The organism is Streptomyces sp. NBC_01689 (assembly GCF_036250675.1).
GTDB lineage: Bacteria > Actinomycetota > Actinomycetes > Streptomycetales > Streptomycetaceae > Streptomyces.
In genome coordinates, this window is record NZ_CP109592.1 from 4,096,129 (window position 1) to 4,119,790 (window position 23,662).

The 23,662-nt window shown below is 72.7% G+C and carries 17 protein-coding genes; 14 read left to right on the forward strand and 3 right to left on the reverse strand.

From position 1 onward, the window contains the following. Positions 1-131 precede the first annotated feature (131 nt). A complete protein-coding gene (locus tag OG776_RS17270) occupies positions 132-1,409 on the forward strand; it encodes an amino acid deaminase (RefSeq protein ID WP_329321499.1) in 1,278 nt (425 codons plus the stop codon). Positions 1,410-1,508: 99 nt separating this feature from the next. After that, the gene (locus OG776_RS17275) at positions 1,509-3,131 is read left to right on the forward strand and encodes an N-acyl-D-amino-acid deacylase family protein (protein WP_329321500.1); all 1,623 of its coding nucleotides are present in this window, start codon (positions 1,509-1,511) and stop codon (positions 3,129-3,131) included. Positions 3,132-3,149: 18 nt separating this feature from the next. On the opposite strand, the gene OG776_RS17280 is transcribed toward OG776_RS17275, so the two are convergent. Continuing rightward, positions 3,150-4,049, reverse strand: coding sequence for a S1 family peptidase (locus OG776_RS17280; RefSeq protein ID WP_329321503.1), 900 nt, complete (start codon positions 4,047-4,049; stop codon positions 3,150-3,152). Between the two features lie 392 nt (positions 4,050-4,441). Between OG776_RS17280 and OG776_RS17285 the strand changes: the two genes are divergently transcribed. The 6 genes from OG776_RS17285 (at position 4,442) to OG776_RS17310 (ending at position 10,814) form a co-directional block, all read left to right on the forward strand. Then, on the forward strand, positions 4,442-5,653 hold the full coding sequence (locus OG776_RS17285) for a pyridoxal phosphate-dependent aminotransferase (RefSeq protein ID WP_148010219.1): 1,212 nt from the start codon (positions 4,442-4,444) through the stop codon (positions 5,651-5,653). 104 nt (positions 5,654-5,757) lie between these two features. Beyond that, entirely contained in the window at positions 5,758-6,171 is a 414-nt protein-coding gene (locus OG776_RS17290) for an SCO4983 family protein (protein WP_148010218.1), read from the forward strand. A gap of 252 nt (positions 6,172-6,423) precedes the next feature. Next, on the forward strand, positions 6,424-7,515 hold the full coding sequence (locus OG776_RS17295; protein WP_329321506.1) for a substrate-binding domain-containing protein: 1,092 nt from the start codon (positions 6,424-6,426) through the stop codon (positions 7,513-7,515). After that, positions 7,512-8,684: a toxic anion resistance protein gene (locus OG776_RS17300; protein WP_148010216.1), complete on the forward strand. Its 1,173-nt coding sequence runs from the start codon at positions 7,512-7,514 to the stop codon at positions 8,682-8,684. The genes OG776_RS17295 and OG776_RS17300 overlap by 4 nt, the downstream gene beginning before the upstream one ends. Then, complete coding sequence (locus OG776_RS17305) at positions 8,681-10,219, forward strand: vWA domain-containing protein (protein WP_148010215.1); 1,539 nt, start codon at positions 8,681-8,683, stop codon at positions 10,217-10,219. Before OG776_RS17300 ends, OG776_RS17305 begins: the two co-directional genes overlap by 4 nt. After that, positions 10,206-10,814 (forward strand): hypothetical protein, encoded by a 609-nt coding sequence (locus tag OG776_RS17310; protein ID WP_187285683.1) that lies wholly within the window; start codon positions 10,206-10,208, stop codon positions 10,812-10,814. Before OG776_RS17305 ends, OG776_RS17310 begins: the two co-directional genes overlap by 14 nt. 355 nt (positions 10,815-11,169) lie before the next feature. Here OG776_RS17310 and OG776_RS17315 read toward each other — a convergent pair whose 3' ends face one another. Continuing rightward, positions 11,170-12,993, reverse strand: a complete 1,824-nt coding sequence (locus OG776_RS17315; protein WP_148010214.1) for a phosphoenolpyruvate carboxykinase (GTP) — start codon at positions 12,991-12,993, stop codon at positions 11,170-11,172. Positions 12,994-13,326: 333 nt separating this feature from the next. Between OG776_RS17315 and trhA the strand changes: the two genes are divergently transcribed. The 4 genes from trhA to OG776_RS17335 all read left to right on the forward strand — a co-directional run bounded on the left by trhA (position 13,327) and on the right by OG776_RS17335 (position 17,304). Beyond that, complete coding sequence (gene trhA, locus OG776_RS17320; RefSeq protein WP_148010213.1) at positions 13,327-14,052, forward strand: PAQR family membrane homeostasis protein TrhA; 726 nt, start codon at positions 13,327-13,329, stop codon at positions 14,050-14,052. Between the two features lie 295 nt (positions 14,053-14,347). Continuing rightward, entirely contained in the window at positions 14,348-15,916 is a 1,569-nt protein-coding gene (locus OG776_RS17325; RefSeq protein ID WP_148010212.1) for an MFS transporter, read from the forward strand. A gap of 5 nt (positions 15,917-15,921) precedes the next feature. Continuing rightward, positions 15,922-16,557: a TetR/AcrR family transcriptional regulator gene (locus tag OG776_RS17330; protein ID WP_410093200.1), complete on the forward strand. Its 636-nt coding sequence runs from the start codon at positions 15,922-15,924 to the stop codon at positions 16,555-16,557. Positions 16,558-16,569: 12 nt separating this feature from the next. After that, positions 16,570-17,304 carry a Mut7-C RNAse domain-containing protein gene (locus OG776_RS17335; RefSeq protein WP_148010210.1) on the forward strand — a complete coding sequence of 245 codons (735 nt, stop codon included), beginning with the start codon at positions 16,570-16,572 and terminating at the stop codon, positions 17,302-17,304. A gap of 10 nt (positions 17,305-17,314) precedes the next feature. Here the strand turns inward: OG776_RS17335 and OG776_RS17340 are convergent, their stop codons facing one another. Then, entirely contained in the window at positions 17,315-19,339 is a 2,025-nt protein-coding gene (locus OG776_RS17340) for a thioredoxin domain-containing protein (protein WP_329321511.1), read from the reverse strand. Positions 19,340-19,536: 197 nt separating this feature from the next. Between OG776_RS17340 and OG776_RS17345 the strand changes: the two genes are divergently transcribed. Both OG776_RS17345 and OG776_RS17350 read left to right on the forward strand, forming a co-directional pair. Continuing rightward, entirely contained in the window at positions 19,537-20,103 is a 567-nt protein-coding gene (locus OG776_RS17345; protein ID WP_148010208.1) for a Uma2 family endonuclease, read from the forward strand. A gap of 287 nt (positions 20,104-20,390) precedes the next feature. Continuing rightward, positions 20,391-23,591, forward strand: coding sequence for a tetratricopeptide repeat protein (locus tag OG776_RS17350; RefSeq protein ID WP_329321514.1), 3,201 nt, complete (start codon positions 20,391-20,393; stop codon positions 23,589-23,591). The last annotated feature ends 71 nt before the right edge of the window (positions 23,592-23,662 follow it).

Consider the following 23,662-nt stretch of genomic DNA (forward strand, 5'->3'; position numbering starts at 1 on the left):
CGCACGGCTCTCGCGGCCGACGGCGCCCGGCGGCACCGTTGACCCTGCGTCGGCTGGGATGTTAGACAGCAGTGAGCGATATACGCAATGACCGTTGCACAATCTGCAACACACCTCATCAGGGAGACCCCATGGGCGCCGACACCGCCGCAGCACGCCTCGCCGCCCTCGCGGCGGACCGGGTGGACCACCGCTTCAAGGGGCTGCCGCCGGACGCCCGGGGTCTGACCGTCGGTGAGCTGACCGCCCAGCGCCGCAATCTCTTCGACGACGGCTTCACCACCCCCGTGCTCGCCCTCTCCGCCGAGCGCCTCACCCACAACCTCGCCCTGATGGAGTCCTACGCCGCCCGGCACGGCCTCGCCTTCGCCCCGCACGGCAAGACCTCGATGGCCCCGCAGCTCTTCCACCGGCAGATCGGGCACGGCGCCTGGGGCATCACCCTCGCCGTACCCCACCAGGTCTGGGTGGCACGGGAGTTCGGCGTCCAGCGGGTCTTCCTCGCCAACGAGCTCGTCGACGCGGCGGCCCTGCGCCGGATCGCGGCCGAGCTCGCCGCCGACCCGGACTTCCGCTTCGTCTGCTACGTCGACTCGGTGCGCGGGGTCGAGCTGATGGACGCGGCGCTGCACGGCTGTGCCCGTCCGGTGGACGTGGTCGTCGAGCTCGCCGCCGGCGAGGGCGCCCGTACCGGGGTGCGCACCGAGGCGGAGTGCGCGGCGGTCGCCGACGCGGTGGCCGCGACGGCCACGCTGCGGCTGGTCGGCGTGGCGGGGTACGAGGGCGAGGTGCCGGAGGCCGATCCCGGCCGGGTGCACGCGTGGCTGCGCAGGCTGACCGCGCTCGCGGTGGACTTCGACAAGGCGGGCCGGTTCGCCGGGGCCGGGGAGATCGTCGTCAGCGCGGGCGGAAGCGCGTGGTTCGACGCGGTGGCGGACGTCTTCGCGGAGATCCCCGCCCTCTCCGCTCCCGTCCTGAAGCTGCTGCGCTCGGGCGCGTACGTGTCGCACGACGACGGCCACTACCGCCGGCTGACGCCGTTCACCCGGGTCCCCGAGGAGGGCGCCCTGCACCCGGCGTTCCGCCTCTGGTCCCAGGTCGTCTCCCGCCCCTCCGCCGGGCAGGCCTTCGTCAACGCGGGCAAGCGGGACGCGGCCTACGACCTCGACCTGCCCGAGGCCCAGGTGGTCCGGCGCGACGGCCGTGAACGCCCGGCCGAGGGGATCGCCGTCACCGGTCTCTCGGACCAGCACGGGTGGCTGACCACGTCCGCCGAGGCGGACCTGGAGGTCGGGGACTGGGTGGGGCTGGGGCTGTCGCACCCGTGCACGTCCTTCGACAAGTGGCAGCTGATCCCCGTGGTGGAGGCGGACGGCACGGTCGTGGACTACGTACGGACGTTCTTCTAGGTCGTGTCGGCAAAGTCGCGTCGTCCGCCCGGAGGGCGGACCCGGCGGACGAGACTTTGCGGACACGACCTAGGACCGGCACGGGAAAGGACGCACATCATGATGGATCTCGTCATCCGTGACGCGGAGGTCGTCGACGGCACCGCGGGCCCCTCGTACCGCGCCGACGTGGGGATCGAGGGCGGCAGGATCACCACCGTGCTGAAGGAGGGCGCGGCGGCCGGCTGTCTGCGGCCGGTGGCCCGCCGGGTGCTGGACGCCGAGGGCCTGGTCCTGGCGCCCGGCTTCATCGACATGCACGCCCACAGCGACCTGGCCCTGCTCCGCGACCCGGAGCACACGGCGAAGGCGGCCCAGGGCGTGACCCTCGAAGTCATCGGCCAGGACGGGCTGTCGTACGCGCCGGTGGACGACCGCACGCTCGCCGAGGTCCGCAGGGCGATCACCGGCTGGAACGGGTACGGCGAGGACATCGACTTCGACTGGCGCTCGGTCGGCGAGTACCTCGACCGCCTCGACCACGGCTTCGGCGGCGAGGGCATCGCGGTGAACGCCGCGTACCTGATCCCGCAGGGCACCGTCCGCATGCTCGCCGTCGGCTGGGAGGACCGCCCGGCGACGGACCGGGAGCTGGACCGCATGCGGCGGCTGGTCGCCGACGGCCTGCGGGAGGGCGCCGTCGGCATGTCCTCCGGCCTCACCTACACCCCCGGCATGTACGCCCCGGACGCCGAACTCACCGAGCTGTGCCGGGTGGTCGCCGCGCACGGCGGCTACTACTGCCCGCACCACCGCTCGTACGGCGCGGGCGCCCTGGAGGCCTACGAGGAGATGGTGGCCCTCACCCGTGCGGCCGGCTGCCCGCTCCATCTCGCCCACGCCACCATGAACTTCGGGGTGAACGAGGGCCGGGCCCCCGAGCTGCTGGCCCTCCTGGACCGCGCGCTCGCCGAGGGCGCGGACATCAGCCTCGACACGTATCCGTACACCCCCGGCTGCACCACGCTCGTGGCGATGCTGCCGAGCTGGGCGGGCGAGGGCGGTCCCGAGGCGGTCCTCGCGCGTCTCGCGGACGACGCGACCGCCGAGCGCATCCGGCACCACATGGAGGTCGTCGGCGCGGACGGCTGCCACGGCGTCCCCATCGAGTGGGACACCATCGAGATCTCCGGCGTCACCGACCCGGCGCTCGCGGAGTACGTCGGCAGCACGGTCCGGCAGTCCGCCGACCGGCTCGGCGAGGAGCCCTGGACCACCGCCCGCCGCCTCCTCCTCGACGACCGGCTCGGCGCCACGATCCTCCAGCACGTCGGTCACGAGGAGAACGTCCGCGCCATCATGCGGCACCGCGTGCACACCGGCGGCTCCGACGGCATCCTGCGCGGCGACAAGCCGCACCCGCGCGCCTACGGCACGTTCCCGCAGTATCTCGGCCGGTACGTGCGGGAGTTGGGCGTCCTCTCGCTGGAGGAGTGCGTCGCCCACCTCACCGGCCGCCCGGCCGCCCGGCTGCGGCTGCCGGACCGCGGTCTGGTCCGCGAGGGCTACCGCGCCGACCTCGTCCTGTTCGACCCGGCCACGGTCGCGGCCGGGTCGACGTTCGAGGCGCCGCGCACCCTCCCCGCCGGCATCCCGCACGTGCTGGTCGACGGGCGCTTCGTGATCGAGGACGGGCGGCGCACCGGCGTCCTGGCGGGGCGGTCGGTCCGCCGTACGGCCTGACCGCCCGCCCCGCGGGACTCACGGCTTGGGCAGGACACACCCGGGGGCGTTCAGGTCGAGCTGGTTGCCCGTCCCGAAGCACGGCACGATCTGGTACGTCTCCTCGGCGTAGTTGATGCCCTGGCGGACGGTGACGTTGCCGCTCGCGTCGACCTCGCACGGGTTGTTCACCGTGCAGCGCCCGCCGTCCTCGTTGCCGGTGTTGTTGACGGCGACGACCTTGCCGGTGGCGTTGTCGATGACGGGCGAGCCCGAGGTGCCGCCGATGGTGTTGCAGGCGGAGGTGTAACGGACCGAGTCCTTCCAGGTCCACCCGCCCTCCTTGAGGCGGTACACGAACCCGTCGACGTTGCAGCTGTAGGTGCGCTTCCAGTAGCCGGAGACGACCTTGATGGCCGTGCCCGCGGTGGGGTGCGTGTCGCTGAGGGTGAGCGCGCTGATCCCGTACGAGCTCCTGATCTGCGCGTAGGTGCGGGTGAGCTGGTAGATCGTGATGTCGGTGTCGGTCATCGTCGAGTACGCGACCTTGCTCGCGCGCAGCGTCGCGACGCCCGTCCCCGCCGAGTTCAGCAGGGTGAAGGAACGCGTGGAGGACTGGCCGACGACGACCTCGCCCGGATCCGGGAAGCCCGTCTCCAGGCAGTGGCCGTTGGACAGCACGAGCGCCGGATCGCTGTCGGCGGAGCCGGGCATGCGGATCACGGAGCCCGAGCAGTTGCTGAGCGCGACCGTGCCGGCGTAGGTCACGGCCTGGACGGCGGGCGCCCGCCCGGCCGTCGGCCGGGCGGCCGAGGCCTGCGCGGCGGGCGCCTGCGCGGCCGGTGCGGAGGCGTGGGCGGGGGCGGCGGCGACCGCGGGTGCCACGCCCGCCCCGGCGATCACCAGGGCGAAGAACGCGGCGACGAGAGGCTTTCTCATGTGGGGGTCCCCTCTTGCGACTTGGGCGGCCGGAGGTCTTCCGGCCACGGCCAGTTTTGTCATGTGCATTGTGAAGCGAGGGGACGGGACGGACAAGAAGGCGTTTCCGGCCTCGGGCGGGCACCGGGGAAGCCGCGCGGGTGCGCTCACCGACCCGTTCGGAGGAATCGCCCCGCGGCCGGGACCGGCCCCCGGGCGCCCGCGCCCGAGCTCCGGGCCGTGCCCCGGCCCGGGGCACCGGTCGGCCGTTCCACCAGGACGGGAGCGGGCGCCCCGGGGGGCCACGAGGTGCCGGCACGGCGCGACGCGGGACGAAAGGCACCCAAAACACCACGTCTCACGTGGTGGAAAACACGCCCCACCGGGCGTTACGCGGCCGTAAGCTCACGGACATGCAGGTGATCCAGTCGACCAAGCTCGCCAACGTCTGTTACGAGATCCGGGGCCCGGTGCTCGAGGAGGCGATGCGGCTGGAAGCAGCGGGGCACCGGATCCTCAAGCTGAACACCGGCAATCCGGCCGCCTTCGGGTTCGAGTGCCCGCCGGAGATCCTGGAGGACATCCTCCGCAACGTCTCCTCGGCGCACGGCTACGGCGACGCGAAGGGCCTGCTGGCCGCCCGCCGGGCCGTCGTCATGCACAACCAGACCCTCGGCATCGAGACGGACGTCGAGCACGTCTTCATCGGCAACGGCGTCTCCGAGCTGATCGTGATGGCGATGCAGGGCCTGCTCGACGACGGCGACGAGGTGCTCGTACCGGCGCCGGACTACCCGCTGTGGACCGCGGCCGTGTCCCTGTCCGGCGGCACCGCGGTCCACTACCGCTGCGACGAGCAGTCCGACTGGATGCCCGACCTCGCGGACGTGGAGCGGAAGGTCACCGACCGCACCAAGGCGATCGTCATCATCAACCCGAACAACCCGACGGGCGCGGTGTACGACGAGGCGATGCTGCGCGGGCTCACCGACATCGCCCGCCGCCACAACCTGCTGGTCTGCTCGGACGAGATCTACGACAAGATCCTGTACGACGACGCGACGCACACCCCCACCGCCGCGGTCGCCCCCGACCTGCTCACCCTCACCTTCAACGGCATGTCGAAGGCCTACCGGGTGGCCGGCTACCGCGTCGGCTGGATGTCGATCTCGGGGCCCCGCGCCCACGCCGACTCCTACATCGAGGGCCTGACGATCCTCGCGAACATGCGGCTGTGCGCGAACATGCCGGGCCAGCACGGCGTGGTCGCCGCGCTGAGCGGCCGGCAGACCATCGGCGAGCTCGTCCTGCCGGGCGGGCGCCTGAAGGAGCAGCGCGACGTCGCCTACGAACTGCTGACCCGGATCCCGGGGGTGAGCTGCGTGAAGCCGAAGGGCGCGCTGTACCTCTTCCCCCGGCTCGACCCGAAGGTCTTCAAGATCAAGGACGACCGGCAGATGGTGCTCGACCTGCTGCGCCGCGAGAAGATCATGGTCGTCCAGGGGACGGGCTTCAACTGGCCGGAGCCCGACCACTTCCGGGTGGTCACGCTGCCCACCGTCGGCGACCTGACCGACGCGGTGACCCGGATCGGCAGCTTCCTGGACGGCTACAGCCAGCCCTGACCCTCACCCTGCGTGTCCCGCCGGGCCCAGATCCGCGACCTGGCTCAACTTTAGACGAAATCCAAGCTAGGATGGTTTCCTGCGAGCGCACAGGAGGCCGTCCCATGTACGAACCGATCCGCACCCCGTCGGTCCACACGGCGACCGGCACGCCCTCGGACTTCCCGCACCGGTCACGCGAGGAGGAGCTGGACATCCAGCTCGCCGGGCATCTCGCGGCCCTCCTCGCGGTCACGGACGAGATCCGCGCGCTCGCGCCCTCCGCCGACCTGGACACCGCGGCCGTGCGGCTCGCCGACCAGGTGGCGCGGCTCCGGGGCGGCGTGGCGCCGGTGCGCGCGCCCGCCGCCGCCCCCGGCCCCCGCGCCACCGCGCTCCACCAGCGCGCCCACGCCCTGGCCGGCCGCGCCCTGGTCGTCGCCGCCTCCCGCGCGGACACGGCGGCCGCGATCCTGGCCGCCGAGCGCATGGACGCCCACGCCCTGGCCGGCGACCCCCGCGCCCTCGCCTCCCGCTGAGCCCGGCGCTCCCCCCTACGGCCCCGGTCCGCGTGCACCCGCAGCGACGCGCGGACCGGGCGCCACACACCCCCTCCGGCGGCCGGCGCCGCCCAGCCCTCCCCTCGCCGGCCCCCTGACCGGCGGCACTCCCGGGCCCCGGGCCCCGCCCGCGGGAGGCACCCGTTCCGGTTGCATACCGGGATAGGTCGGTCACTCCCCGTTCACCCGGCACCTCCGGGAACGTTGCATTCCGGGAGCACTCTCCTCGATGTGAGACGCATCGTGGGAATCGTCCTGGCGGTCCTGCTGATCGGCGGCGTGGCAGCAGCCGTCGTAGCGGGCCGCGAAGGCCAGGACACGGGCACGGCAACGAAGACCGTGCATGGAGTGATCGGTTCGGAGAAGGCGGAGTTCTTCGCCGACCCCGACGTGGTGAAGGCCCTCGCCGCCAAGGGCTACACCGTGAGGACGGAGACCTCCGGGTCCTGGGCCATGGAAGGCCTGGACCTCAAGGGGTACGACTTCGCCTTCCCCTCGAGCCAGGCCCCGGCCGACGAGCTCGCCGCCAAGTACCACGCGCGCCAGCCGCTGCCGCGCCCGTTCTACTCGCCCCTCGTGGTCGTCGCCCACCGCAGCGCCGCCGAGGTGCTCGCGGCGAACGGGCTCGCGACCCTCGGCAAGGGCTCGGGCACGCTCAAGATGGCCGCGTACCTCGACGCCGCCCGGCACGACCGGACCTGGCAGCAGCTCAAGGGGGCATCCGCGCACGGCGAACTGACCGGCACGCTCTACATCGCCACCACCGACCCCGCCAGCTCCAACTCGGGCGCGCTCTACCTCGCCGCCGCCTCGTACGTCGCCGACGGCGGCCGGGTCGCCGCGGACACCGCCGCCGTCGACCGCACCGCGCCCCTGATGCGCAAGCTCATCAGCGTCCAGGGCGCCCAGCAGACCAGCACGGACGCCGCGTTCCGGGACTTCGTCAGCGGGGCCGGAAACCCGCTCGTGCTCGTGTACGAGTCACAGGTCGCCTCGCTCCTCGCCCAGGGCCAGGAGGCCGGTGACCTCACCGTCCTCTACCCGGACACCACCGCGAACAGCGACCACACCGTCGTGCCGCTGACGGAGGCGGGCCGCGCGCTCGGTGAACTCCTCAGCAGCGACCCGGTTCTGCGCCGGCTGGCCGTCCGGCACGGGTTCCGGCCGCAGGGCGCGAGCGCCGAGTTCACGGCGGCGACCGCCGCCCACGCCACCTACATCAACCAGAGTCTGACCGGCGTCCGGCAGGCGCCCGTGCCCGCCTCGGCGGTACTGCACGAGATGGCACGCCGGGCGAAGGGCCAGGGGGGAAGCACATCATGAGCACCGAGGACACGTTCACCCTCACGCCGCCGGAGGCCGTCGCGCCCGTGCCGCGCGAGAAGGCCGGCGGGCTGGTGCCCGTCGACCCGTCCGTGCAGGACGAGATGGCGCGCCGGGCCACCGAGTACATCGGCGGACTCGCCTCGCTGGACGCCCGCTCGCCCGAGTTCGCGGGCAAGGTCGGGGAGATCGCGGGTCTCGGCGCGAGCGAGATGCGGTCCGCCGCCGCCCAGTCCAACCGCATGCTGGAGCGCACCCTGCGCAGCCTGCCCTCCAAGGGCGAGGACGCCCAGTCGCACGTCGCGGGCTCGCTCGTCGAACTCCGGCGCGTGGTCGAGGACCTGGACCCGCGCGAGCTGCCCGCGGGCAAGGGGCGCAAGCTCCTGTCGCGGCTGCCGGGCGGCAACAGGCTGCGCGACCACGTCGCCAAGTACGCCTCCTCGCAGGCCACCCTGAACAAGATCGTGGGCTCCCTGCGCGGCGGCCAGGACGAACTGCGCCGTGACAACGCCGCGTTGCAGACCGAACGGGTCCGGCTCTGGGAGACGATGGGCAAGCTCCAGGAGTACGTGGTGCTGACCCAGGCGCTCGACACGGCCGTCGAGGAGCACATCGCGGGCGTCGGCACCGCCGACCCGGCGCAGGCCGACACCCTCCGCTCCGACGTCCTCTTCCCGGTCCGCCAGAAGCACCAGGACCTGCTGACCCAGCTCGCGGTGTGCGCGCAGGGCTATCTGGCCATGGACGTGGTCCGGCGCAACAACGACGAACTCATCAAGGGGGTCGACCGCGCCGCCACCACCACGGTCTCCGCCCTCCGCATCTCCGTGATGCTCGCCTCCGCCCTCGACAACCAGCGCAAGGTCGTCGACCAGGTCAACGCCCTGCGCGGCACCACGGAGGAACTGATCCGCGGCAACGCCGAGATGCTCGCCACGCAGAGCGGCGAGATCCAGCGCATCGCCGCCGACCCGGCCGTCGGCGCGGAGACCCTGCGCACCGCCTTCCAGCAGATCTACCGCACGCTCGACGCCATCGACACCTACAAGGTGCAGGCCACCGAGTCGATGGCGGCGACGGTGGAGTCCCTGACCTCGGAACTCCAGCAGGCGAGTGTCCACCTGGAGCGCAGCAGGTCGCGGGGCGCACTGGACGGAGGGTCCGTATGAGACCGCGGCTGACCGCTCTCGCCGTACTCGCGCTGCTGACCGCGTGCACGTCGCACCCGCCGGGGGAACGACCGGCCGGGACGGACGCGCCCCGGCCGGGCACCCTGCGCGTCCTCGCCTCCAGCGAACTCGGTGACATGCAGCCGGTGCTGGACCAGGTCCGCAAGGACACCGGCATCACGGTCCGCCCCACCTACCTGGGCACCCTCGCCGCCGTGGACCTCCTCGCGCGCGGCAAGGTGGACGGCTCCTACGACGCGCTGTGGCTGTCCTCCAACGACTATCTGCGGCTGCGCCCCGAGGCGGCGCGGAAGGTCGTCTCGGAGACGCCGGTCATGTCGAGCCCGGTGGCCATCGGGGTGAAGCCCGCGACCGTGCGGGCCCTGGGCTGGAAGCCGGACGACGTCACCTGGCCGCAGGTGGAGAAGGCGGTCGCGGAGGGCCGGCTGACCTACGGCATGACGGACCCGGCACGCTCCAACTCCGGTTTCTCCACCCTGATCTCGGTCGCGTCGGGGCTGTCCGGCGCGCAGTCCGCGCTCACCGGGGCGGACGTGGACCGGGCGACTCCCCGCCTCAAGGAGTTCTTCAAGGGCCAGAAGCTCACCTCGGGGTCCTCCGGCTGGCTGGCGAGCGCGTACCGGCGCCGCGGCACCGTGGACGCCCTGCTCAACTACGAGTCCGTCCTCAAGGGGATGAAGGACCTGACGGTCATCCGGCCGCGCGACGGCGTGGTGACCGCGGACTATCCCGTCTCCTCGCTCGCCGCCACGGACAAGGACACCCGGGAGACCGTCCGCCGCCTCACCGAGGAGCTGCGCACCCCGGCCGTCCAGCGGGTCATCACCGAGCGCACCCTGCGCCGCCCGGTGGTCGCCTCCGTCGCCCCGGCGGCCGGTCTGGACACCAGCAGGCGGCGCGAACTCCCCTTCCCCGGCAGCCGGTCCGTCGCCGACCGGCTCCTCGACGCCTACGAGAACCAGCTCCGCCGGCCCTCCCGGACGGTGTACGTCCTCGACACCTCCGGCTCGATGCGCGGCAGCCGGCTCGACCGGCTGAAGAAGGCGCTCACCTCGCTGACCGGCGACTTCCGCGAACGCGAGGAGGTGACGCTGATGCCGTTCGGATCACGGGTCAAGAGCGTCCGCACGCATCTGGTGCGGCCCGCCGACCCGGCCGCCGGGCTCGACGGCATCCGGGCGGACACCCGGGCGCTCAGCGCCTCCGGCGACACCGCGATCTACACCTCGCTGGAGAAGGCGTACGAGCATCTGGGGACCGACGACGACACGTTCACGTCGATCGTGCTGATGACCGACGGCGAGAACACGACGGGGGCGAAGGCCGGGCACTTCGACGTCTTCTACCGCGAACTGTCCGGCGCGCAGCGGGAGATCCCCGTCTTCCCGATCCTCTTCGGCGACTCCGACCGGAACGAGCTGGGGCACATCGCCGACCTGACCGGCGGCCGGCTCTTCGACGCCCGCAAGGGTTCGCTCGACGGCGCCTTCGAGGAGATCCGTGGCTACCAATAGGTTCGTGGGCTATCTGGAGTCCCGGAAGAACCTGGCGGGCAGCGCCTGCGGGATCGGCGGGCTCGTGCTGACCTTCACGGGGCTCGCGGGCGCGTACTGGCCCGTGGTCGTCGCGGGCCTGTACGGCGCGGGCGCGCTGATCGCGCCGCCGGAGCGGCCCCCGCTCCCGGACTTCCCCGACCCCTCCGTGCAACTGGAGGAACTGCGGCGGGACTTCGCCACCCTGCGCGCGTACCTGGACGGTGTCGAGCTGCCCCCGGCGGCCGCCGGACGGCTCACCGAGCTGGGCGAACTCCTGGCCGCCCTGCTGGATCCCGGCTGGGTCGCCGAGGTCCTCGCGCGCGACCCGGAGGGTGTGCACGCGCTCTCCCGCGCCGTCCGGCAGGACATCCCGGAGGCCGTCGACACCTTCGTACGGACCCGGTGGTGGACCCGGCTGGCGCCCGGCACGGAGCCGCCGGAACGCCACCTGGAGCGGCAGCTCACCCTGCTGCACGAGGAGGCGGACCGGCTGGCGACGGCCCTGCGGGAGGCCGAGGCGCGGCGCCAGGAGACGCACACGCGCTATCTGGAGGACCGCGGCCGCTCCCAGTGACCGGACCACGGCCCGGAGCGGGGCCGCGGGCCGCGTAGCCGGGGCGGAGGCCGGAGGCCGGGGGCCGCGAAGCCGGGGCGGAGGCCGGGGGGCCGCGAAGCCGAAGCGGGAACCTCGGGCCGCGGAGCCGAGGCCAGGGGGCCGCGGAACCGAAGCGGGGCGGTCACAGGCTCGACGGGGCCGGGGCTCCGCACGCGTCGTGCGGAGCCCCGGCGGGGTGCTGTCACCGCGGCCGGCCCTGGCGACGTCGCAGGTCAGGGCGGGTCGGACCGGCCGCGGAGCGGGTGGGGCGGGAGAGCGCGCCGCGCCCTCCCGCCGGACAACGTCGGCCCGGCGGGAGGGCGGCGGACCCGGACTAGCCGAGGCGCTTCACCAGCGCCCGGTACTCGTCCCACAGTTCCTTCGGCGTGTGCTCGCCGAAGGTGTTGAGGTGCTCGGGCACGAGCGCGGCCTCCTCGCGCCACACCTCGTTGTCGACGGTGAGCAGGAAGTCGAGGTCCGACTCGGACAGGTCGAGGCCCTTGGTGTCCAGGGCGCCCTTGGCCGGCAGGACGCCGATGGGGGTCTCGACGCCCTCCGCGCGGCCGTCGAGACGGTCCACGATCCACTTCAGGACGCGGCTGTTCTCGCCGAAGCCCGGCCACACGAACTGGCCCGCGTCGTTCTTGCGGAACCAGTTCACGTAGTAGATCTTCGGGAGCTTCGCCTGGTCCTTGTCCTTGGCGACATCGATCCAGTGCCCCATGTAGTCGCCCATGTTGTAGCCGCAGAACGGCAGCATCGCGAACGGGTCGCGGCGCAGTTCACCGACCTTGCCCTCGGCGGCGGCGGTCTTCTCGGAGGCGACGTTCGCGCCGAGGAAGACACCGTGGTTCCAGTCGAAGGACTCCGTCACCAGTGGGACGGCCGTGGCACGGCGGCCGCCGAAGAGGATCGCCGAGATCGGCACGCCCCGGGGGTCCTCCCACTCGGGCGCGATGATCGGGCACTGGTCGGCGGGGACGGTGAAGCGGGCGTTGGGGTGGGCGGCCGGGGTGCCGGACTCCGGCGTCCAGTCGTTGCCCTTCCAGTCGGTGAGGTGGGCCGGAGTCTCCTCCGTCATCCCCTCCCACCAGATGTCGTTGTCATCGGTCAGCGCGACGTTGGTGAAGACCGAGTTGCCCCAGAGCGTCTTCATCGCGTTGGCGTTGGTGTGCTCGCCCGTGCCGGGCGCGACGCCGAAGAAGCCCGCCTCGGGGTTGATCGCGTACAGCCGGCCGTCCGCGCCGAACCGCATCCAGGCGATGTCGTCACCGATGGTCTCGACCGTCCACCCGGAGACGGTGGGCTCCAGCATGGCGAGGTTGGTCTTGCCGCACGCGCTCGGGAAGGCCGCGGCGACGTACTTGGAGCCGCCCTGCGGCGGGGTGAGCTTCAGGATGAGCATGTGCTCGGCGAGCCAGCCCTCGTCCCGCGCCATGACGGAGGCTATCCGCAGGGCGTAGCACTTCTTGCCGAGCAGCGCGTTGCCGCCGTAGCCCGAGCCGTACGACCAGATCTCGCGGCTCTCCGGGAAGTGCGAGATGTACTTGGTGGAGTTGCACGGCCACGGTACGTCGGCCTCGCCCTCGGCGAGCGGCGCCCCGAGCGTGTGCACGGCACGCACGAAGAAGCCGTCGGTGCCGAGCTCGTCCAGGACGGGCTGTCCCATGCGGGTCATGGTGCGCATGGAGACGGCGACGTAGGCGGAGTCGGTGATCTCGACGCCGATCGCGGAGAGGTCGGAGCCGAGGGGGCCCATGCAGAACGGGACGACGTACATCGTCCGGCCCTTCATCGAGCCGCGGAAGACTCCCTGCTCGCCGGTGAAGATCTCGCGCATCTCCGCGGGAGCCTTCCAGTGGTTGGTCGGGCCCGCGTCCTCCTCCTTCTCGGAGCAGATGAACGTCCGGTCCTCGACCCGTGCGACATCGGTCGGGTCGGAAGCGGCGTAGTAGGAATTGGGGCGCTTGATCGGATCGAGCTTCTTGAAGGTGCCCTTCCGCACGAGCTCCTCGCTCAGACGCTCGTACTCGGCCTCGGATCCGTCACACCAGACCACGCTGTCCGGCTGCGTCAGTTCGGCGATCTCGTTGACCCACGAGATCAGGTCCTTGTGCTGGGTGGGAACGGTGGAGGGAGCCGCGATGTCGCGCGCCACGATTGCTCCTAGATGAGGGGTTTTGTTTGTTGTGCCCCTTGGGGGCTGCGACCCGGATGCTTCACGGTGAGGAAACCCTGGCGCTCATCCGGTGCCGACCGCACTCATTTGATCATCCGACTCCTCCGCCCATATGTCCAGAGGGCCTCACACCTGAGCGGAGTGAGCATCGCCACGTGTACCCGCGCTTCTTTGCGTCCATGTGGGGTTCAGCTGAAGGATTTTTTGCCGGGGAGCCGTGACGTGTCAGATGCGTGAGAAGATGGCGGTTCTTGACCGGTCGGCGGGGCGTACTGATACGTAACTTACGGTTCCGTAGGTACGATTCACCGTATGACTGCGCCCGTCCCCGACGCGCCCACGGACTCGCCGGCCACAGGCCACGGTCCTCTGACGCCCTCCTCGTCGCAGCCGGAATCACATCCGGTCAAGCCCAAGCTCCGCGGCTGGCTGCACCTCGGCATGTTCCCGGCCGTGCTGATCTCCGGCCTCGTACTCACCGCCCTCGCGAGCTCGACCCGCGGCCGCATCGCCTGCGGGATCTTCGTCCTGACCGCCTGCCTGCTCTTCGGGGTCAGCGCGCTCTACCACCGGGGCGACTGGAGCCCGCGGATGGACGGCGTGCTGCGCAGACTCGACCACGCCAACATCTTCCTGATCATCGCGGGCACCTACACGCCGCTGACGATGCTGCTGCTCCCGGAGGCCAAGGGGCAGTGGCTCCTGTGGGGCATCTGGGGCGCCGCGGCGGCTGGCATCGTCTTCCGGGTGTTCTGGGTCGGCGCCCCACGCTGGCTCTACACCCCCTGCTACATCGCGATGGGCTGGGCCGCCGTCTTCTTCCTCCCGGACTTCATGCGCACGGGCGGGATCGCCGTCCTCGTCCTGGTGATCGTCGGGGGCCTGCTCTACAGCGCGGGCGGGGTGATCTACGGGATCAAGCGCCCGAACCCCTCCCCCCGCTGGTTCGGCTTCCACGAGGTCTTCCACTCCCTCACCCTCGCGGCGTTCGTCGTGCACTACGTGGGCATCTCGCTGGTGGCCTACCAGCACGGCTGACCCACCGGCCGGCCCGTTCCCGGCACCCCTTTCCGGCCACCTCAGGGCCGCGGCTCACCAGCCGCGGCCCTTTGTCGTGCCCGGAACACCGGACACCGCGCCACCACGCCACGCCTGAACACCTGGGCGGGGCACCCCGACCCGCCCCCCGGCGCCCACTCCACCGGCCCCCACTCCACCCCAGAGGCCCCCAGAGGCCCCCGAAAGACCCCTAAGACCCCCATCACCCCTCCCGAACGTCATGACAGACAACCCCCATTGACACTAGCCATCTTTTGAGAGTTACTTTCATTTCATGGTGACTCTCGCTCAGAAGGACGCCGTGGGGCACGACCCCCGCCGCTGGTGGGCCCTGGGGGCTCTGGTCGCGAGCATGCTCGTACTCGGCTTCGACCTGACGATCCTCAACGTGGCGCTGCCGACGATGGCCCGCGACCTGGGGGCGAGCACGGGCGAACAGCAGTGGATGGCGGACGCCTACGTCGTGGTCTTCGCCGCGCTGATGCTGCCGGCGGGCCTGCTCGGCGACCGCTTCGGGCGACGCCGGATGCTCATCACCGGCCTCGGCGTCTTCCTGGCGGGCTCCCTGGTGGGCGCGCTGGCCGACGACGTCACGCCGCTGATCGCCGCCCGCGCGCTGATGGGCGTCGGCGGCGCGCTGGTGATGCCGCTCGCGATGGCCGTCCTGCCGTCCCTGTTCGGACCCGAGGAACGCACCAAGGCCGTCGGCGCGGTCTCCGCCGCCTCCGCGCTGGGCCTGCCGCTCGGCCCGATCATCGGCGGCTGGCTGCTCGACCACTTCTGGTGGGGCTCGGTCTTCCTGGTCAACGTGCCCATGGCCGCGATCGGCATCGCCGCCTGCGTCTTCCTGCTCCCCGAGACCCGCGACCCGGCCTCGCCGAGGGTCGACATCTTCTCCACGGCGCTCACCGCGGCCGGCCTCAGCCTTCTCATCTACGCGATCATCGAGGCCCCGGAGCGCGGCTGGGGCGATCCGCTGATCCTCGGCCTCTTCGCCGCCTCCCTCGCCCTGATCACGATGCTCGTCGTCCGCGAGCGCCGCAGTCCCCGCCCGATGCTCGATCTCTCCCTGCTCGCCCGGCGCGGCTTCCTGCTCAACACGCTCGCGGCGACCCTCGTGATGTTCGTGCTGTCCGGGCTGATGTTCGTGCTGCCGCAGTATCTGCAGGCGGTGCTCGGACACGACGCGCTCGCCACCGGGGTGCGGATGCTGCCGATGATGGGCGGACTGCTGATCGCCTCACGGGGCGCCCAGCCGCTGCTGGCCAGGTTCGGGGCGAGGGCCGTGATCAGCGGGGGCCTGGTCACCCTCGCCTTCGCCGCGATCCTCGGGAGCCGCACGACCGTCGGCGACGGCTACGGCTTCACCGCCCTGTGGCTGTCGGTCGCCGGACTCGGCTTCGGCTTCGCCGTCGTGCCCGCGATGTCCGCCGCCCTCGGCGCCCTGCCCCGCGACCGGGCGGGCAGCGGCTCGGGGCTCCTCATGACCGTGCGCCAGGTGGGCAGCGCCGTGGGCATCGCGCTGCTCGGCTCCCTGCTGGCGAGCACCTACGCCGACCGGCTCGACACCTCCGGTCTGCCGTCCGCCGCCGCGCACACCGCGACGGACTCGGTGGTCGGCGCCCATGTGGTGGCGGCCCGGCTCGGCGACCACGCGCTCGCCGCCTCCGCCGACGCCTCCTATCTGCACGGCATGGACCTGGTCCTGCTGGTCAGCGGTATCGCGGCACTCGTCACCGCGCTGCTCGCCGCGGCGCTGCTGTCGCACCCCGACCCGGTCCCCGGCCGTGCCCCCGAGGAGGAGACCGGCATGGCTGCGTCGCCCGCCGATGCCCGACAATGAGCGTCATGGCCGCCACCGCACACAGTTCCCCGACCGCCCCGGGCCCCCAGCCGGGGCTCCGGGAGCGGAAGAAGATGAAGACCAGGATCGCGATCCGCGAAGCGACGTACCGGCTGATCCGGGAGCAGGGGTACGACGCGACGACCGTAGAGCAGATCGCGGAGGCGGCCGAGGTCTCCCCGTCCACGGTCTTTCGCTACTTCCCGGCCAAGGAGGACATCGTCCTCACGGACGAGTACGACGCGCTCCTCGAGGAGGAACTGCGGGCCCGGCCCCTCGACGAGCCGTGGTTCGACTCCCTTCGCCACGTGCTGACGAAGGCCATCGGCCTCGGGACCGCCGAGGAGCCCGAGGTGACCCGGTTGCGGACCCGGTTGATGGTCGAGATCCCCGCGGTCCGCTCCCGGATGATGGAGAGCATGTCCGTCACGGGCCGCCTGCTGTGCCGGGCGATCGGCGAACGCGTCGGCCGGGACCCCGACAGCCTCGAAGTGCGCGTCTTCGCGATGTCGCTGATCGGTGGCCTGCTGGAGACCTCGCTGTACTGGGCCGAGGGCGGCCACCAGGAGGACTTCGCCGAGGTCGTCGAGCGGGCGGTGGACGTCCTGGAGCACGGCCTGCCGGTGGCGAAGCGCTCATGACATCCTGACCGGGTGAACGGACCGGAGATCCTCGTCGCCTTCGCCCCGGAGCTGGGCCTGTTCGTCCCGCACTCCCGACGCTCGGGCGCCACCGCCGTCACCACCGACGGCTCCTCGACCCTCGGTCATGTCGTCGAGTCGCTCGGTGTCCCGCTGACCGAGGTCGGCGCCCTGGTCGTGGACGGCCGGGAGGTCCCGGTCGCGCACGTCCCGACCGCCGGCGAGTCGGTGCGGGTACGGCCGGTCGAGCGCCCCCAGCAGGTCCCCGGCGCCCCGCTCCGCTTCCTCCTCGACGTCCACCTCGGCACCCTCGCCCGCCGGCTGCGCCTCCTCGGCGTCGACACGGCGTACGAGTCCACCGACATCGGCGACCCGGCCCTCGCCGGCCGCTCCGCGGCCGAGCGGCGCGTGATGCTCAGCCGCGACCGGGGGCTGCTGCGCCGCCGCGAGCTGTGGGCCGGCGCGTACGTCTACAGCACCCGGCCCGACGACCAACTCCGGGACATCCTCGGCCGGTTCACCCCCGAGCTGCGGCCCTGGACACGCTGCACCGCCTGCAACGGTCTGCTCCGTGAGGCCGCCAAGGAACAGGTCTCCGCCCAGTTGCAAGGCGGCACCGAGCGGTCCTACGACGTGTTCGCGCAGTGCCGGGAGTGCGGGCGCGCCTACTGGCGGGGCGCCCACCACGAGAACCTGGAGGCCATCGTGGGGCGCGCCCTCGCCGAGTTCGGACAGGTCGGGAGCTGAAGGAGGCCCCTCAGCCGCCCAGAGCCGTCCGCAGACGGCCCGGATCGGTCGTCGGGGCGTCACAGGTGAAGTTGCGGCAGACGTACGCGGCGGGTTCCCCGTCCACCAGCGGACGGTCCGCGAGCAGCGGCAGTTCGTCGCTGCCCGCATCGCCCACGGCGACGACCGCGCCCGGCGCGGTCCCCAGCAGCGCCGTCCGGTGCAGCGTCCCCGTCATGGAGTGGTCCGCCGGACCCACCACGGCCACCTCGCGCGGCCCGTCGAGCAGCGCCTCCGCGACCGCCAGCCCCCAGCCGACGAAGCGCGGAGCGCGCGGCCCGAGCGCCTTCACGACCCCCAACGCCCGCTCGGCGGCGGCCCGGTGAGGTTCCGAACCGGTGTGCGCGGCGTACGACAGCAGCGCACCGGCCGCCGCGTTCCAGCCGGAGGGCGTGGCGTTGTCCGTCGGGTCCTGGGGGCGGCGGATGAGCTGCTCCGCGTCGGACGCGGTGTCGTACAGGGCGCCCGACTCCGGGTCGGTGAACTGCGCGAGCACATGGTCGAGGAGGAACCCGGCGAACTCCAGCCAGACGCCCTCACCGGTCACGGAGGCCAGCGCGAGGAACCCCTCGGCGACGTCCGCGTAGTCCTCCAGCACCCCCGCGTTCGCGCCGGCCCGGCCGTCCCGGCTGGTACGGGTCAGCCGTGCCCGGTCGTCCATGTGCAGCCGGACGAGGAGGTCGGCGGCGCCGATCGCGGCCTCCACCAGGTCGGGGCGGTCGAAGTACGCGCCGGTCTCCGCGAGCGCGGCGACGGCCAGCCCGTTCCAGGCGGCGACGACCTTGTCGTCCCGGCCGGGCGCCGGACGCTCCGACCGGGCGGCCAGCAGCAGGCGGCGCGCGGCGGCCATCTTCTCCCCGTCGAACACGCCCTCCTGTTGCGGGAGTTGCAGCACCGAGGAACCCTCCTCGAAGGTGCCTTCCTCGGTCACCCCGAAGTAGCGGGCGGCGAGTCCGGCGTCGTCCCCCAGGAACTCGCGCAGTTGCGCGGGTGTCCACACGTAGTACGCGCCCTCGACGTGCCGGCCGCTCCCGTCGTCGCTGTCGGCGTCCAGCGCGGAGGCGAAACCCCCCTCGGCGGTGCGCAGTTCACGGACCATGAAGTCGGCGGTCTCCAGCGCGACACGACGGGCGAGCTCGGAGCCGGTGGCCCGCCACAGGTGCGCGTAGACGCGGCAGAGCAGCGCGTTGTCGTACAGCATCTTCTCGAAGTGCGGCACCACCCATTCGCGGTCGACCGAGTACCGGGCGAACCCTCCGCCGAGCTGGTCGTAGATCCCGCCACGCGCCATCCGCTCGCAGGTGTCCCGCGCCATCTGGAGGGCGCCTTCGGAGCCGGTGCGGGCATGGTGGCGGAGCAGGAACTCGACGACCATGGACGGCGGGAACTTGGGCGCCCCGCCGAAGCCGCCGCGGGTGGCGTCGTACTCCCGGGTGAGACCGAGCAGCGCCCCGGCGAGCTCCTCCTCACCGGGCACCCGGTCGTCCCCGAAGCCCATCTCGCGTCCGGCGAGGTCCCGCGCGATCTTCTCCGCGACCTCGGCGACCTCGTCGCGCCGCTCGCTCCAGGCGCCGTGCACACCCTCCAGGATCTGCCGGAAGCCGGGCATGCCGTGGCGGGGGGCTGGCGGGAAGTAGGTCCCGAAGTAGAAGGGTTCGGCCTCGGGCGTCAGGAACACGGTCATGGGCCAGCCGCCCTGGCCGGTGGCCGCCTGCACGGCCTCCATGTAGACCGCGTCGACGTCCGGGCGTTCCTCGCGGTCCACCTTGATGCTCACGAAGTGCTCGTTCAGGTACGCGGCCGTCGCCTCGTCCTCGAAGGACTCGTGCGCCATGACGTGACACCAGTGGCACGCCGAGTAGCCCACCGACAGCAGAACGGGTACGTCACGACGTCGCGCCTCCTCGAAAGCCTCCGGCTCCCAGGGCCACCAGTGGACCGGATTGTCCGCGTGCTGCAGCAGATACGGCGAGGTCACACCAGCCAACCGGTTCATACGGCCCAGCCTCTCACAACGCCCGGCGCGGCCGGTGAAACCCTGACGAGCCGGGCCCGCCCGGCCGCATCGCACTGGTGCGCCCTCACGCGGCGGGCGACTCCAGCCCCTCCCGAGCCGGGCGACCCGGCACCTCGGAACAGTAGGCTGGGCGCAGCAGAACCGGACCTGCCGAGGCTCCTCGAAGGAGGTACACGATGACCGCCGAGATGGTGGCGCCCGCGTGGATGCATTCGCAGATCAGCGCGGAGCAGTACGACTCCTGGTCCGAGGAGCAGTGCGCCGGCATCGAGATCGTGGACGGAATGGTCGTCGTGAGCCCGAGCGCCTCCAAGCGCCACAACCGGCTGGCCCGCATCCTGGCCAACGCCCTGGACACCGCCGCGGGCCCGGACTGGAACGCGGACACGGACTTCGACGTCCGCCTGCAGGACGTGCCGCTCACCAACCGCCGGCCGGACGTGATCGTCTACCGGGCGGAGACCATCGACCTCACGCCCACCCGCCCCGAGCACGTGCTCCTGGTCGTCGAGGTCGTGTCGCCCGGTTCGGAGACAACCGACCGGGTCGTGAAGGTGGACCAGTACGCCAAGGCCGGCATCCCCTTCTACTGGCGGGTCGAGCAGGCCGCCACCGGCGTTCCGATCGTCTACACCTCCATCCTCGACCCCGCCGACAGGACCTACAGGGACGGCGAGATGTTCACCGGAACGGTGCGGGCCACCGCACCTTTCCCCATCACGGTGGACCTTGGGCTCTTGTAGGGCACCGAGAAGCAGCCCCGCCACCGACGCTTGACCGTCAGCGCCCGCAGCCTCGCCCCCTGCCCGGCCCGTTCGCGGGGACCGCACGGGCTCCGGCCCGCCGGGCCGCCCCGCGCCCATGGCGTGGGACCGGCGCGCGGCCATCGGCCGGGGGACGCCGGTCCCGGGGCGGCCGCCGCGCCGGCGAAGCGGTGCTCCGCGGGGCGGTGATCGTCGCCCTCTCGCGCTCGCGCCGCCCACCAAGGACACTTGGCCACACTGGAGTTGGCGCCGGAGGGGGACGTGACATGCGGGACAGTCACCGGGCGGAGGCCGAACGGCTGCTGGCCCGGGCCGTCGAGGAAGAGGTACGGCGCTCGGGCGGGCGGACGGACGGGGCCGTGCTCCTGTCACGGGCCCGCGCCGAGCTCGGCACCCTCGGCCAGGCCGCCACCGAGGAGTACGAGGCCTACACCCGCGCCCTCGACGCGGCGGACGCCGGCCGGCTCACGTTCGCACAGCGCTACGCCCGGGAGGGCGCCGGAACTCCGCTGCTGGTGGCGGCCGTTGCCGCCGTCGCGGCCTGCGCGGCGGACCTTGCGCTCGGCACCGGCGCGGGCACCGCGGTCGGCGCGGGAGCGACGGTCGCGGCGGCGGCCGCGGCGGCCACCGTGCTCAAGGTCACGGCCGCCCATCTGCCGGCCGCGAGCCATCGGGCCGACGCGCTGGGCCGCCCCGGCGGTCCCGAGCAGCTGCGTCTGCAGTGGCTGACCGCCCTGGAGGTCCGCGGCATCCGCCCCTTCCTCGACCAGCAGCGGGTGGTCAGCGCCTCCGCGGGCGCGAAACAGGGCGCGCCGCAGCTGCGCCGCACCGACAAGAGCGCCGCCGCGCGCCGCCGCAGCGTGCTGGAGCAGTCGTTCGGACAACTGCCCGAACCGGCCGGTCCCTTCGCGGGGCGCCGTACCGAGCTGACGCGGATCGCGCACTGGGTGCACGCGGCGCGCGCCGGCACGGAGTCGAAACCGACGGTGGTGGTCCTGCACGGCGCGCCCGGCTCCGGCCGCAGCACCCTCGCCGTCCGGGCCGCGCACAGCCTCCGGGACCAGTTCCGCGGCGCGTGCGTGGTCGACCTGCGCGGCGACAGCGCCGACGAGGCGCCCCTGACCACCCGCGACGCCCTCCTGCATCTCCTCAACCGGCTCGGCGCCCCCCGCGAGCAGCTCCTCTTCCGTGAGCGCTCCTCACCCGACCAGCAGGTCAGGCGGCTCGCCGAGCTGTACCACCAGCATCTGACGGGTCTGCCGGTCACGATCGTGCTCGACGACGCCTCCGACGCCGAGCAGGTGCGCACCCTGGTCCCGGAGCGCTCCGAGAGCCTGGTCCTGGTCACCGCCCGCACCGCGCTCGACCTGCCCGCCGACCTCCCGGCCCGGGTGCACCACCTCCCGGTCGACGCGCTCGACGCGGCGGGCGCCGAGGAACTGCTGAACGCGGCGGCCCGGGACGCCTCGGACCCGTACGACGCGGAGGCCTCCGACCGGGTGCGGGAACTGTGCGGCGGGCTCCCGCTGGCCCTGCGCCTCGCGGGTTCCTCGCTCGGGCGGCGCACCGCGCGCCAACTCGCCACCGACCTCGGGGCGTACGGTCCCGTGGAACCGGTCGAGCGGGCGCTGTGGGTGCGCTACACCGACCAGACCGACGCGGCCCGGCGGCTGCTGCGCCGTCTCGCGCTGGCGGGCCGGGCCTCGCTGGGCACCGCCGCGGCGGCCTCCCTGCTGGCGACGGACGAGCCGGACGCCACCCGGCATCTGACGGAACTGGCGCGGGCGGGGCTGATCGACCACGTCCGCGGCAGCCGCTACCGCCTGCACGACCTCGTCCGGGCCTTCGCCCAGGCGCGGCTGCTGGACGAGGAGGACCCGTCGGAGCGGACGGCGGCGCAGGAACGCCTGATCGTGAACTACGCGGAGCTGGCGGACTCGGTGATCCGGCTGGTCGACGGCAAGACCTCCACGCGGGCCGACCAGTTCGGCCCGCACGGCTTCACCTCCCTCGACGCGGCGCTGCGCTGGCTGGACGACGAGTCCAGCTTCATCACGGCGGCGCTGCGCCACGCGGAGGGCGTGGACCAGGCAGCCGTACTGCATCTGCTGGGTGCCCTGTGCGACTACTGCCTGCTGCGCGGCGACCTCTACCGCCTGGGCGAGATCAGCGAGCTGACGCAGGCGGTCGACCAGGGGCTGCTGGTCCGCTCGGTCCAGTGGCGCACCGGCATCGCGGCCCGTCAGCTCGGCGAACTGGACAAGGCCCACACGACCCTGTCGTCGGTGGTGAACCTGTACTTCGAGGCGCACCACGACGCCGGCGCGGCCCGCGCCCTGTGCTCGCTCGGCATCACCCTGCACCACCAGGGCAACCTCACGGAGGCCGCCGCCCGGCTCCAGGAGGCGATGGACCTGCAGATCTCGCCCGATCTCGCGGCGGACCGCGCCTGGACGATGCACGCGCTGGCGGCGGTCGAACGCGACCGCGGCCGGATCGCCACGTCACTGGCCCTGCTCACCGAGGCCCTCGTCCTGCACCGCGAGGGCGAGTCCGTGCACGGCGAGGCCTGGGCCCACTTCCAGCTCGGCCAGCTGGGCCTGCGCATGGGCGACGTACCGCGCGCGGAACGGGAGCTGCGCGAGGCTCTCGACCTGTACGGGCGTACCCGCGACGCCCGTGGCGAGGCGTGGGCGATGACGCAGCTGGCCCGTGCCCGTCTCGTCGACGGCGACCCGTCCACGGCGGTCACCGGGCTGCGCCAGGCGGCTTCCCGGCACCGGGAGAACGAGGACGCGCGCGGGGAGGCCTGGACGGTGTACTACCTGGGCCAGGCCCTGGAGGAGACCGGCGATCTCGACCGGGCGGTCCGTGAACTGGAGCGCTCCCGCTCGATGTTCTCCCGGATGCGGGACGTATACGGGCTCGCGTGCGCGCGCCACCACTCGGCCCGGGTCACCCGCGACCAGCGTGCCGCGCAGACCGGTTCCCTGCGCAACTCGGGTTTCGCGCGCCAGCTGCTGGTGGACGCGCGGGCCGACTTCCAGCGCATCGGCGTGGCGCACGGCGAGGCGTGGACGTGCCTGGAACTCGCGGTGGTCGACGCCGGCAACGCCCGTACGCCCCAGGCCCTCGCGCTGTGCGACGAGGCGGCCGGCCTCTTCGCCTCGTACGGCGACCGGCGGGGCGAGGACTGGGCGAGGTTCCTGCGGTGCACCCTGCTGCCGTACGCGTCCGCGGGCGGCCTGGAGGTGGGCAGCGCCGTCGCCCTGGAGGAACTGGCCCAGCTCGCCCGTTCCGGCCACCCCTTCCGGGACGGAAAGCTCGACGACTACGTCGAGGCGTACCAGCTGCTGCTGGAACGGGGGGCCGACCTCGACGCGGGCTGGCAGGCGTGGCGCCTGCGCATGGTGCCGAACCGGCACGCCCGGGAGGTCATGGGGGTACCGGTCACGACGGCCCCTTAGACCCCGGGAGGCCATGGGGTCCCTGGGCGGGTCGGCCCGGGGGCGTCGTGGCATGGCGGCGGGCGTCCGAC

Excerpts from the sequence above, each read along its gene's own strand:
- OG776_RS17270 (WP_329321499.1), top strand. The coding sequence starts at position 132 with ATGGGCGCCGACACCGCCGCAGCACGCCTCGCCGCCCTCGCGGCGGAC.
- OG776_RS17275 (WP_329321500.1), top strand. The coding sequence starts at position 1,509 with ATGATGGATCTCGTCATCCGTGACGCGGAGGTCGTCGACGGCACCGCG.
- OG776_RS17280 (WP_329321503.1), bottom strand. The coding sequence starts at position 4,049 with ATGAGAAAGCCTCTCGTCGCCGCGTTCTTCGCCCTGGTGATCGCCGGG.
- OG776_RS17285 (WP_148010219.1), top strand. The coding sequence starts at position 4,442 with ATGCAGGTGATCCAGTCGACCAAGCTCGCCAACGTCTGTTACGAGATC.
- OG776_RS17290 (WP_148010218.1), top strand. The coding sequence starts at position 5,758 with ATGTACGAACCGATCCGCACCCCGTCGGTCCACACGGCGACCGGCACG.
- OG776_RS17300 (WP_148010216.1), top strand. The coding sequence starts at position 7,512 with ATGAGCACCGAGGACACGTTCACCCTCACGCCGCCGGAGGCCGTCGCG.
- OG776_RS17305 (WP_148010215.1), top strand. The coding sequence starts at position 8,681 with ATGAGACCGCGGCTGACCGCTCTCGCCGTACTCGCGCTGCTGACCGCG.
- trhA (WP_148010213.1), top strand. The coding sequence starts at position 13,327 with ATGACTGCGCCCGTCCCCGACGCGCCCACGGACTCGCCGGCCACAGGC.
- OG776_RS17325 (WP_148010212.1), top strand. The coding sequence starts at position 14,348 with ATGGTGACTCTCGCTCAGAAGGACGCCGTGGGGCACGACCCCCGCCGC.
- OG776_RS17330 (WP_410093200.1), top strand. The coding sequence starts at position 15,922 with ATGGCCGCCACCGCACACAGTTCCCCGACCGCCCCGGGCCCCCAGCCG.
- OG776_RS17340 (WP_329321511.1), bottom strand. The coding sequence starts at position 19,339 with ATGAACCGGTTGGCTGGTGTGACCTCGCCGTATCTGCTGCAGCACGCG.
- OG776_RS17345 (WP_148010208.1), top strand. The coding sequence starts at position 19,537 with ATGACCGCCGAGATGGTGGCGCCCGCGTGGATGCATTCGCAGATCAGC.
- OG776_RS17350 (WP_329321514.1), top strand. The coding sequence starts at position 20,391 with ATGCGGGACAGTCACCGGGCGGAGGCCGAACGGCTGCTGGCCCGGGCC.